Source organism: Bacteroidales bacterium (genome assembly GCA_013314715.1).
In the GTDB taxonomy this organism is placed as follows: Bacteria; Bacteroidota; Bacteroidia; order Bacteroidales; family GWA2-32-17; genus Ch61.
Map to the genome: position 1 here is coordinate 43,455 of JABUFC010000020.1, position 12,776 is coordinate 56,230.

At 37.1% G+C, this 12,776-nt stretch carries 6 protein-coding genes; all 6 read right to left on the minus strand.

Features of this window, described 5'->3' with window-relative positions; genetic code table 11:
* Positions 1 to 4: 4 nt before the first annotated feature.
* Positions 5 to 2,011 (minus strand): urocanate hydratase, encoded by a 2,007-nt coding sequence (locus HPY79_06335; GenBank protein ID NSW45412.1) that lies wholly within the window; start codon positions 2,009 to 2,011, stop codon positions 5 to 7.
* A gap of 64 nt (positions 2,012 to 2,075) precedes the next feature.
* Positions 2,076 to 3,272, minus strand: coding sequence for an MFS transporter (locus tag HPY79_06340; protein ID NSW45413.1), 1,197 nt, complete (start codon positions 3,270 to 3,272; stop codon positions 2,076 to 2,078).
* A gap of 161 nt (positions 3,273 to 3,433) precedes the next feature.
* Positions 3,434 to 4,033 (minus strand): hypothetical protein, encoded by a 600-nt coding sequence (locus HPY79_06345; protein ID NSW45414.1) that lies wholly within the window; start codon positions 4,031 to 4,033, stop codon positions 3,434 to 3,436.
* On the minus strand, positions 4,030 to 5,136 hold the full coding sequence (locus HPY79_06350) for a DegT/DnrJ/EryC1/StrS family aminotransferase (GenBank protein ID NSW45415.1): 1,107 nt from the start codon (positions 5,134 to 5,136) through the stop codon (positions 4,030 to 4,032). The genes HPY79_06345 and HPY79_06350 overlap by 4 nt, the downstream gene beginning before the upstream one ends.
* Before the next feature lie 3 nt (positions 5,137 to 5,139).
* Entirely contained in the window at positions 5,140 to 6,126 is a 987-nt protein-coding gene (locus HPY79_06355; protein NSW45416.1) for an NAD-dependent epimerase/dehydratase family protein, read from the minus strand.
* Positions 6,127 to 6,219: 93 nt separating this feature from the next.
* The gene (locus HPY79_06360) at positions 6,220 to 12,753 is read right to left on the minus strand and encodes a T9SS type A sorting domain-containing protein (GenBank protein ID NSW45417.1); all 6,534 of its coding nucleotides are present in this window, start codon (positions 12,751 to 12,753) and stop codon (positions 6,220 to 6,222) included.
* Positions 12,754 to 12,776: the final 23 nt, after the last annotated feature.

Sequence of the window (12,776 nt, forward strand, 5' to 3'; positions counted from 1 at the left end):
TATGTTAAAATAAGCTATCAATGAGTTGATCGTTGGTAAAATTAGGTAAAGTAACTTTTAAAAGGGGTTCTTTTTCCATTGCACGTTTTATAGCAAAAATAGCTCCTTTATTACGAGCCCAGTTTCTGCGTGCAATACCGTTGTTAACATCCCAGTGAAGCATCATTTTTAAACGGCGGTCGGCATCGGGTGTACCATCGAGCACCATTCCAAATCCGCCATTTATTACTTCACCCCATCCAACGCCACCTCCGTTGTGAATAGAAACCCAGGTAGCTCCACGGAATGAGTCGCCAATAACATTTTGAATAGCCATATCAGCGGTGAACGAAGAACCATCGTATATGTTCGATGTTTCGCGGAATGGAGAATCCGTACCAGAAACATCGTGATGATCGCGACCTAAAACAATAGGAGCTGAAATTATACCGTTTTTAATTGCTTCGTTAAATGCTTTAGCTATTTCGATGCGTCCATCGGCATCGGCATATAAAATGCGGGCTTGACTACCTACCACTAATTTGTTTTTCTTCGCTTCGCGTATCCATTTAAGGTTATCGAGCATTTGTTGTTTAATTTCTTGTGGGGCAGTTTTAGCAAGTTTTTCGATGACGTCGCCCGCTATTTGGTCTGATTTATCTAAGTCGTCGGGATTGCCCGATGTACATACCCAGCGGAATGGTCCAAATCCGTAATCGAAGCACATAGGTCCCATAATATCTTGAACATAAGAAGGATATTTAAACAAACCATCGCTTTTTAAAATATCGGCACCGGCTCTGCTGGCTTCGAGCAAAAATGCGTTACCATAATCGAAGAAATACATGCCTCGTTGACTGAGTGTATTGATGGCTGCCACATGCCTACGCAGCGACGCATATACCATTTCTTTGAATTGTTCGGGTTCTTTTGCCATCATTTCGTTCGATTCTTCGAACGATAAGCCTACAGGATAATAGCCTCCTGCAAAAGGATTATGTAATGAAGTTTGGTCGCTACCTAGTTCAACATCAATATTTTCGTTAACCAAACGTTCCCACAAATCAACAATGTTGCCATGGTAAGCAATCGAAATAGCTTCTTTATTTTTTTTAGCTTTTACAATTCGAGGGATTAAGTTATCTAAATTGTCGTAAACTTCATCGACCCATCCTTGAGTGTAGCGGGTTTCAATTGCTTTTGGATTTACTTCTGCAATTACTCCAACAGCGCCTGCAATAACAGCCGCTTTGGGTTGAGCTCCCGACATGCCACCTAAACCACTAGAAACAAAAAGTTTACCCGATAAATTTTCGCCATGTTTGCTTATAATTCTACCTGCATTTAATATGGTAATGGTGGTGCCATGAACAATACCTTGAGGACCTATATACATATACGAACCTGCTGTCATTTGTCCGTATTGAGTTACACCAAGTGCATTGAATTTTTCGTAATCGTCTTTTGAAGAATAATTTGGAATCATCATGCCATTTGTAACCACTACACGGGGAGCGTCTTTGTGTGATGGAAACAATCCCATAGGATGTCCCGAATACATTACTAATGTTTGTTCGTCGGTCATCTCGCTTAAATATTTCATGGTAAGCAGATATTGTGCCCAGTTCTGAAAAACAGCTCCATTGCCACCATAGGTAATAAGCTCATGTGGATGTTGCGCTACGCGTTTATCGAGATTATTCTGAATCATGAGCATGATGGCTGCAGCTTGTTTTGAATTGTGAGGATATTCGTCGATAGGGCGTGCATACATTTCGTAATCGGGTCGAAAACGATACATATAAATTCGCCCATAGGTGTTCAATTCATTTAGAAATTCGGGGGCTAAAATGGCATGAAATTTTTCAGGAAAATATCGAAGAGCATTTCGAAGGGCTAATTTTTTTTCATCTTTAGTTAAAATATCTTTACGTTTAGGAGCGTGATTGATGCTAGGATCGTAGGGTTTTGGTTCTGGTAGGTTGTCTGGTATTCCTTGACGAATAAGTCTTTTAAATTCTTCTTTTGAAATCATAATTTCTTCAATTTTGGGTGTAAAGATATAAAAAACAAATATTGTTTTTGAAGATATTTTGTCAATATTCAAAAACTTCTTTAGTAAGTTTTAAATAAATGTTTTTTAAAAAGAAAATAAAGCTTAAGATAATGACAAATCCTAAAATAATACCTCCGATGGTGAGCGAATATTTTAAGCTAAGTTTGTCTGATAAATAGCCTAATATGGGTCCTACAACTGAGAAAACAATACGAATAAAAAAGTTGCGAATTGAAAGTACTGTAGCCCGAATATTAGATGGCGTAAATTGATTTATGTTATTTTTTAAAATAGGTGTGGCTATTCCACGGGCGATATAAAAAATAAACAATAAAATTATTCCTGACCAAAAAGGTAACCAGCCTAAAGCTAAAAATCCGATAATGATAATAAAATTAAAAAATAAATGTACCTTTTTTTCACCAAAAGTATGTTGTATTTTATATGAGAATAACGATGCTATGCCAACAGTTAGATTCAGTAACGTCCACAAAATACCAAAATAAGCAGCAGGAACAGTATTCATAATAAACCAAGGCTGGACAAACCAAGCCATAGTTAATGTTGATACTCCTATAAACGAAGAATAAAGGATATTCCAAAATAAGACTTGTGTTTTAATAGAGTATTTAACAACATTAAATATTTGTTTCCATCCTAATGCAATTCGGATATTACTACAATGAGGTTCTTTTAATAAAATAGCAGCAGGTATTGCTATTGCAGAAATTATTACTTGACCGTAATACGGATATCGAAGGCTATATATAGCCAGCAAACCTCCGATTATTCCAGCTATAGCTTCGGCAAAATTGCCTATAGAAATAATACGCCCTTCGAGCTTTAGGTATGCTTTTTCATTCTGGTCATCTCTTAAGCTGTCGTAAAGCATTGCAGAATCGGCTCCGGATATCATGCTTTGTCCAATACCAAGAGTTATTTCAGCAAAAACAAAACTCCAAAAACCTTCTGTAAAGGAATAAATAATGTAACCTAATAAGCCGAGCCATGCACCAATGAGGATGGTTTTTTTTCGGCCAATCACATCGGCAATGTAACCAGAAGGTATTTCAAAAACAACAATCGATATAGAATAAATACTTTGAAGAATAAATATTTCGTGCATACTAAGATGGTTGCTTTGATAAAATAGAACGATTATGGGCATTACGAGCATGAACCAATGGGATACCTTAATCAGAGAAAGTAAATAAAAGTTTCGGCTCGAAATATTCATGCTAAATTAGTTATTTAGATATAACTTTTTAAACAATATAATTTTAGTAGATAAAACAATTGCTTTTAAATTTGAAAAGTTGTAATAGCTTTTGGCTGCAAAAGTAAAAATATTTTGTAGAGACTAAAAAAAGAAAAAATTATTATCGGAGGTTCAATGATTTAAATCCAACCAAAAGTGTCATTGTCAGGAATATTATTTTTAACCAAAGCACCGGCCGAAATAATAGCATTTTTGCCAATATGCAAATGGGGTAATACAATGGCACCTACTGCAATATAGGCATAATCGTCAATGATACAGGGACCTACTATATTGGCTCCGGGACCTACATTTACGAATTTGCCTAGTTTTACAGCATGTCCAATGGTGCAGTTGATATGAATAGCACAACCGTCGCCAAGTTCGGTACTGTGTGAGATACCAGCTCCCGGCTCAATAATACAACCGTTGAAGGGTTTAAGAAAAGTGAATAAATGAGCATGGTTTGAAATAACGTTGGTAGGAGTTCCTCCCCAGTGAAGCATTTTTTTGTACATGCGTTCGCGTAAACGAGGATGACCAATGGCTACCACAAAATCGTTGTTTTGCTTCAACTCGTTTTTTATGCGTTCTTCGTCGGTAATAACGGGGAATTGATTAAAAAGCAGTCCTTCTTTTGACTTGTCGGTATCAAAGAAAACAATCTTGCCCGCATATTGATTAGCTAAAAGAATGGATAAAACCTCTAAACCTAAATTAGCTGCACCTACAATAATCATACATAAAACGATTTTATGGTTTGGCAAATATAATGTATTTCTTCGTTAGTTAGCTGTGGATAAAGAGGCAATGTGAGTTCTTTTTGCTTTATCAAATGGGCATGTTTTATATTTTCTGCTTTATAAGGTTTATCTTTAATAAGTTCGTATTCAAATAAAAGTCGGTCATAATGAATGTTGGTTTGAATACCTTTTTCGGTTAGATATTTTTTCAATTCGTTTCGTCTTTCAGCAAATATGGCAAACTTATGATAATTGGAAACAACCGATAATGGATATTGAGGTAATGTAATGGACGAAACTTCGGATAATTTTTCTTGATAAAGATGAGCTATTTGAGTTCGTTTTTCAATTATTTTATCGATTTGAGCCATTTGCCAACGTAGTAATGCAGCTTGTGATGACGAAATGCGGCTATTATATCCGGCTTCGACAAAATTGTTTTTTTCTTTGCCATGATAATGCATGCGTTTTATTTGTTGATAAAGCCATTCGTCATCGGTAAGGATGGCTCCACCGGTGCCAAAAGCCTGAACAATTTTAGAAGGGTCAAAGCTGAAACAACTTAGTTCACCCAAAGTTCCTGCTTTGCGTTGTTGATAAGCAGCACCTAAAGCCTGTGCAGCATCTTCGATAATAGGAATGTGATGTTTTTTCGAAATCGCTTCTAACGAATCAAACTGATTTACACTTCCAAAAAGTTGAACCACAACAATAGCTCTTGTTTTTGATGTTATTTTTTGTTCAATTTCTTCAACAAAGAGACTTAGGTTATTGGGATGGATGTCGACAAAAACCGGTATGGCTTCACAATGTAAAATAGGACTCAACGAAGCGATAAACGAAAATGCTGGCACAATAACTTCGTCGCCTTTTTTTATGCCTAAAGCCTTTAGAGAAAAAAACAAAGCATCGGTACAACTCGAAACGGCAATTGCATATTTTCTTCCAATATATTGTGCTAATTCTTGCTCAAATTGTTTTACTTCGTCTGAGTCGAGAAAATAACCTTTTGCATAAGCCCTATCGGTTAAATTTAAAATAATTTCTTTATGTTCTTGATAAAAACGTTCTAAACCGTAAAACGAAATAGGTAAGTTCATAATTTAAACGGTTTCAATTTGTTTAATGAAATCGATATACTTAGCAATCCCTTTTTCGAGTGAGTATTGAGGCGAATAACCTAATAATGTTCGAGCTTTGTGAATATTTAATGCTCCTCTATTCGGTCTATAAGGTTTACACTCGTTATTTTGAATGGTTATGTTTGGAAAGTATTGTTTTACAATATGGGCCAAATCGGCAATTTTTCGTCCTTCGCCATAGGTTATATTAAAGATTTCGTTATTTGCTTTTGCTGAAATGAGTGCGAGCCAGATTCCTTCGATTAAATCGTCGATATAGGTAAAATCGAGTTGGTGCTGTCCTCCATTATCCAGGGTAAGGCTTTCACCCTTTATGGCTTTTTTAATAAATATCTCGGTTACTCTTAGATTTGCATCGGTAGGACCATATACTGCCGAAGGTCTGATAATGGTAAATGGGATTTGATAGCGATACGCATATTGTTGAATTAAAAGCTCATTGGCGGCTTTAAATGCTCCGTAGGTATCAATGGGCTTACATGCTTGATTTTCGGTAGCAGGAATAATATCCCCTTTTTCGTCTCGTTCAAAATTTCCATAAACCATGGATGAGCTAATGTAAACATAACGAAGTATATTTTTATTGAAGCTTTTTAATACTTCTAAAAGATTAAAATTCGAATCGAAAATATCTTTTTTGGCATGTTGAGGATTAAGGTCTGCCAAAAGAGCGATGGGCATAGAGGCCAGGTTTATAATCCATTCAGGGTTGGTTTGATGAATGATTTGTTTTAAATTGGCAGTATGGATGTCTTCAATAATAAAGGAAACGCTCATCTTTTCTAATTCGTTTTTCCGATATTGAATGTAAAAATTCCATGTGTCAAAATTATTTGGAAGATAGTTGATCATAGCATCAACCACAACTACGTCATGTCCTTGGTTTTTTAATTTTTTTGCGAGATGGTAGCCCATAAAGCCTAAGCCACCCATTACCAATGCTTTCATTTTTCCATTATTTTATCAAAGGTAGTTATTTTCGATAAAAACAAAAAAAGCTGTCAAAAATTGACAGCTTTCTTTGTAAAGGGATGTAAGTTATTATTCAACAACTAATTTCTTTTGAATGGTTTTTCCGTCTGTAGTTACTTTTACAGTATATAAGCCGGTAGCAAAGCCATTAAGCGAAATGGTTTCGATATTCTTTTTAACAGAAGCGTTGTAAACTACTTTTCCGTCAGCAGCTACAATTTCAATTTTTGCGTTGTTCAACGATCCCAAATTAACCACAGTGTAGTTATGAGCAGGGTTCGGGCTTACAGAAATCATTGAAGCAAACTGATTTTGTGCAATAGCCGTTGGAATTACATGGATGGAGTTCGACATAGCCGAGCAACCATTGGCATCGGTTACAACTACATAATAATCATCTTCTGTAGTTACAACATAAGATGTATCAGTTGCTCCTGCAATGGGACCTTGTGAATTGTGCCACTGGTTACCACTATTGGACGAAGAGTATAATGTGTCTGCATTTTGAGTAATGGTAACTGTAGGAGTAGCAAAAATGGTTAGCATAGCTGTGGCAGCGTCGCTAGCACAAGTTCCATTCAAGGCAACAACATAGTAAGTATAAGTGCCTGGATTGGTTTCTTGGCTTTGGAAGGTGTTTCCGTTTCCAATAGGAATAGTGAGACCAGCATCGGCATACCATACAAAATCGTTATAGTTTGAACTTGCCACAAAAGCATCAACGGTTTCGCCAAAGCAAGCAGTAACGGGAGCAACAGTTGGAATAGTTGGAATTTCGATAGGAGCAGGAGTTGCGGTGGCAGCATCGCTGGTGCAAGCACCATCGGTATAGGTTACTGTAATGGGGTTGTTGGTTGTAACTGTAATGGTATCAGTTGTTTCATTGGTGCTCCATAATAATGTTCCTGTATAATTGGAAGCAATGAGTTCTGATACGCCACATAGATTGTTAACTGTAACTATTGGAGCAGGAAGATTATTTACCGTAACTGTTACAGACGCTGTGTTGGTACAGTTATTAGATGAGGTTACTACAACGTTGTATTCGGTTGTTGCTGTAGGAGCGTCGGTTGGGTTATATATGTTTGAGCTAAAGCCTAGTGGGGTTGATGTCCAGGTTAAAGTATTAGCATGGTACAAGTTAATACCGGCATTATCAATAGCCCAATAATAACCAAAAGACTGATCGTAAACAAAACGAATTTGTAAGTTAGGATTGTTTAAATAAGAATTATTTAAAGGAAGAACTACGTGTGCAAAGTTTGTAAAATTGCCTTGATCTGATGTCCATGTTTGGAGTGTTGTCCATTGTGTACCATCAAATATTTCAACCTTAGCTGTACCATTTGTATAATGTCTATAAAAATGATCCATCATAATAGTAACAGAATCAACACCAACAGAACTGAAAGGCATAGAAATTAATTCGGTATGAGTAGTTCCACCACTTCCTTGAGCATCGGAGTTAGACATTATAAATTGACTATTGTCAGGGCTATGGAAAGTATTTGAACTATAAACATAACCATCGGGTCTTAACGTCCAAGCAGCAGCAGCAGGATTACCGCCAGTAGAAGTATTAACTGTAGTCATGCTGTGAGTTGTACCATTATAGTTTTCTAATAATATTTCAGGTGAATATAAGTCACCAGCAGTTAGTTGCACCGTTTGTCCACAGGTGATGGTTGCATTATCAACAGTGGCTGTGGCAACAGGTAACGGATAAACATTAACAAAAGTTTCAGCAGTAGTAATACATCCGGTATTTGGGTCGGTAGCAGTAACTACAAAAGTAGCAGACGATGGAGGATTTACGGTTATTATTTGACCATTGTCGCCTGTACTCCATGCATAAGTATAATCGTTGTTTGAGCTATTGGCTGTTAGGGTAACCGCACTGTTTGCACAAACATCACTTGCTGAGCTGTTAATAGAAACAGGCGGTGCAGGAGTAATGGTTGCTACAATCTGATCGCGTGAACCAGAACAGAATGTAGTTACATCCCAATTATAAAAATACATACGTGTACCGCCAGTAATGTTGTTGCCGTTAAAAGTATTACCTGTTATGCTAAAACCGTTAGCGCTATATGGATATGCATATGTACCAGATCCTCTGTATATAGCTAAATCGTAATAGAGCATCCATCCTGTTGCATTAGCTGGAACAAAGAAATCTAAATTTAATGTCTTTTTAGTTGTTGTAGAAATATCACCGCTTGTAATAGTAAACGAACGACCGTTTACTACTTGCCCTAGATTATTAACAAGCACAACATTAAGTGTGCCGGCAGTTGAAGGATAAATATCAACTGAATTAATAACAGCAGCACTTGTTGTAGCAAAGTACATTCCATAATTTCCATAAGAAGCAAAAGCAGAAGGTATATCGCTGATAGGACCTAAATTGAAGGTTAAATTTTCAATAATAGGTTCTACATAATAATCTTCAGTTGCGGTTAATAAAGGAGTAATAAATGAATTTCCTGAAGCGATTGGATATACTGCATTTAATGAATCGTACCATAAAATAGTACTTCCACTATTGGCAGTTGCGCTAAGCGTAATGGTACCTTGTCCACAAGCACTTCCAGGTGTGGTTGAGGTAATGGTCGGATTATTTACCATTACGAGTGTTTGTTCTTGAATACAAGTATTACCACCAACCGAAGCGGTCCATTGGTAATAAGTATTACTATTTAAAATGCCTGAACTATAAGTAAATCCATTTGCACCTGATATGTCAGTATAGGAGTTGCCATCGGCAGATTCAGCAAATTGGAAAGTTGCAGTTCCAAAACCTGTGGTGGGCGTTACAGTTAATACGGTACTTCCGGATAGACAAATATTAGAGGGACTCGCGGTTAAAGTTACACTGGCAGGTAAAACGGTAATGTAAACCGTATCGGTAGCACCACATTCGGTAGTTGTGTTGTAAGCATTGCAAACAAATTGATAGGTACCTGCTACATTAGTTTTCATGTAAACTTGTTGGTTATTGCCACCCGTATAAGGACTTGTACAAGCTGCATCAGTAAATAGATTGGTGTTAGGTAACCATGTAAATTGGTTATAATTGCTTGCACCGGCAGTTACTTCAAGTAATTTTACTTCGTTATTACATACCGTAGCATCGGATGTAATGGTAATTGGAGTAGAAGAACTTACAGTTGCTGTAACAGCAATGCGTGGACTAGAACAAATTGCTTGACCGTTAATTATAAATTTAGGTCTCTTGTTTTGCGTTGCAGTTGCTAATGTTGTAGCACAAAGTGTGCTTGCAGGGGTATTATCAACTCTATAATAAGCTTGAGCAGCATAAGTAGTATTATCGTATTTTACAGTAGCACTTGTGCCTCCAGCATTATTATTACTCCAGCAAAATTCTACTACTAAATTAGATATACCATCCCAATTGTAAGGAGTTGTAAAAGTTATTGTATTAATGCCAGTATTAAGCGTATAAGCCGGGTTTGAATATACATTGGTTAAGCCACTTTCGAATGTAGTTGTTAAAGCATTATTGCTGGTAGCACCGATGCTAAAATTAAAATCTTGATAGGTTGTGCCATTGGCTACTACATCGAAAGCTAATGAATTAATAGTTCCAGCAGAAAATCCAGCAGCTTGTAGTTCTGAAGCGAGAATTAAATATTGCGATTTTAGACCACCATAAAAATGATAAAATGGACTTTCATAACTTGTACTAGTTGTAGAGCCAGTACCAACAGTAGCAACTGCTGGATTTGTGGTTTCAGCAGCTACATAATAATTGGTTGTTGAAGCAATAATAGGAGTAGTAAAGGGCGAACCAGTTCCTACTAAGTTGCCTCCGGTTGGTGCATCGTACCAATTGATCGTTGAGCCTGCTGTGGCAGTTGCTTCTAAATTGGCTTGACCTGCTCCGCATATAGCATCGGGGGTTGTGGTTAAAATTTTGTTAGCAAAATCGACAAAAATAGGGGTCGAACTTACTGTAACCGGTCCGTTAGCACAAGTTACATCGCACATAAAATAGGTGGGTTCGGTAATGGTATAGTTGTTTACGGTAGCACTTGTGGCTGATGGCATATCGGTATAATTTGTACCATCAGTCGATTTTTTCCATTGATAAGTAATGCCTGTTCCGGGAACTGCATTTTCTAAACTTAAGTTAATAGCGTCGTTAAAACAAACACTGGTATTGCTAGCTACAGTGTTGCCGGGTGTGGGAGTGGTACATGTAAAATTAGCTACTCCGTTAAACTCATCAGCACCCATATCGGGAGCAATACCCGTACCTGCATATCCAGTACTACCTTGACGAATATCACCTTCTGCATCGGTATCAATACCTGGAATGGGTTGACCACCACTTTCAATCCCCGTACTTACAGTTGTTTGAATATGTAGATCGTAAGGATGAGTAATGGTATTTACAAATGGTGGCATATTGCTTATTGAAGCTGTTTCTCTAGGTGATACGGCTGTTTGAAAATCGCCAATGGTTTGGTAAGCATTGGTCCCATCGTAATATATTAAATTATTGGCAGAGGGAGTACCTGCATAAAACAAGTTGTTGTTACTTTGAGGAACGTATTTAGCCAAAGCCGTTTCGGCTCTTTGGAGAGCTACACAGCGTCCAGTACCGTTAGGAGTACTATTATTTACAAATATATTATTAACAAGTTTTACATTGGCAGGGGTAGTTGAAACATACAAGGCAGCAGTTGAAAAATCTACTCCGGTTGAGGTTGCATCTAAATAAATAGTATTGTAATATAAATTTACATTAGTACCATTAATAGCAGCAATACCGGCTACCGAAGGTGTAGTAGATGAAGCACTGGGAGTATATAATTCGGTAATTACATTGTTATATACACTAATATTTGTACCTGCTGAAATTGAAATACCGCCTACTGTTGAACTTGTACCACCAGCACTTATACCCGATATGATGTTATTATAAACATTAGAAACAGCATTGGTTCCCGAAGCAGTAATGTTAATAGCGTTAATGGAGCCTGATGATGTAGATAATGCAGCAATAAAGTTATTGTAAGTATTTGCTAATGTAGAATTTGTACCACCTGCTGTGATCCCAGTAATCGCAGCACCATTGCTAATGGTTTGTAAAATATTGTTGAAAATATGGTGAATGCCATAAGCGGTATAAATACAAGTAATAGCACTTGTTCCACCGGTTATGTTCTGAAATGAATTGTTCGAATAGATTTTTGTGGGAGCGCCTCCATCAGCGTCGTAAAAGCCATAAAAGCTCGTAGCTCCTGTTAAGCTTATATTATGAAATATATTATGATCGAATGTTTTTACCACACCTGCAGGGCTTGAGGCATTACTGTAATAGCCATATACCGTACCACCTGCAACGTTTTTGTTTATTTGAATATCGTTGTTATTGGCAGTTACAGTACCGGAGGTTGGCATGGTATTGTTAGCATAAATAGCAGCTACAGTACCGGTTGTATTAGGAGTTAGTTGAAAAATATTTCCATTGAAATATTCATTAAGCGAAGCACTTTGTTGATAAATACCATAAGCAACAGCTGAACTTGCAACAGTACTGTTTAAGTAATTTATAGTATTTCCATTTACATTGGTAGTGAACTGTGCATTTAAGTTGTCTAAATGAATACCATAAGTGGCTGTGCTTGTTCCATTTGTTAAACTTATAGTATTATAATTGTAGGTATTTACATAAGTTCCGGTTGTAGGTAAAGTTCCGGTATTATTATGATAAATACCACGAAGTGTACCAGCCGTACTTGTACCATTGCAAGTAATGGTATTGGTGTTTACAGTTACATTTAAGCAATTATTAATATAAATACCATTAACCGATCCACTAACTGAAACATAAGAAGAAAATGTTCCTGTTCTACCAAAGGTAATAGTATTATTATTTACTTGAACATCAGTAGCCATGTATGCTGTTGTTGGAGAGCCTACTAAAACAATACCAAGGTTTACGCTTGAAATGGTATTATGATTAATATTCAAATAGCTAAAAGCACCTGTTTGAGCTGTAATGTCAGCTGTACTTGTCATATTTGTTGATGTATGGCGGCTGTTAGCATAAATACCAAAAGCATTTTGATAGGCTGCACCAAGTGTAATGTCGTTGTTTTGAATGGTACAGTGTTGAGGACCATCGGTTGTCGATGCATAAAACAATGCAACACCAAATTCAGTCATGTTATTGCTTGATGCTGTTGTTGTTGTATTAGCAGCGTTTTCTTGCATAACAAAACCATCGATGGTAATGTAGTCGCCACCAATAATCTTAAAGAAAGCATCGTTTAAAGCACCTACAGTTAATGAGGCAGACGATGTAATGGTATTCCCATTACCTTTAATTAAAATAGGACTGTTAGGAGTACCGGAAGCAGTAATTGAATACCCGCCCGATGGAGCGGTTTCGGGATTGCCTGCAGTAAGCTCAATAGTAACTCCGCCAGGACCTACACCCTGAGTGTTTAAATCGGTAATCGCATCCGCAAGGGTTGCATAATCGCCGGGAATTGTTTTGGTTCCCGTAAGCTGCCCAAAGGTAAAGGTTACCCAGAGCAACATCATGGTTGTAAAAAATAAACGTTTCATATTCATTTAGTTTAGTTAATAAT